Origin of the sequence: Enterococcus sp. AZ163, assembly GCF_050498925.1 — a bacterium.
Taxonomy (GTDB): Bacteria; Bacillota; Bacilli; order Lactobacillales; family Enterococcaceae; genus Enterococcus_A; species Enterococcus_A ferrettii.
The window spans coordinates 1-206 of the sequence record NZ_JBIPAO010000026.1; the positions used below are offsets into that span (position 1 = coordinate 1).

The following is a 206-nucleotide window of genomic DNA, read 5'->3' on the forward strand; positions in this document are numbered from 1 at the left end:
GATTCAGCAAGTGAATCAGGCAGCTTTAGTGGAAGCTCGTCAGTAAGTACAAGTGATAGCACAAGTACAAGCACATCACTAAGTGATTCAAGTTCAACTAGCACAAGTATCAGTAATAGTGACAGTGAAAGCTTGAGTACCTCGATTAGTGATTCAAGGTCTGATAGTACAAGCATTAGTAACAGCGACAGTGCAAGTCTAAGCAC

Annotated in this window: 1 protein-coding gene; it reads left to right on the forward strand. The window is 41.3% G+C overall.

Annotated elements, in window-relative coordinates; all coding sequences use genetic code 11:
• The coding region (locus IGI46_RS25930) for a hypothetical protein (protein ID WP_429974632.1) at positions 1-206 on the forward strand (206 nt) is incomplete at both ends.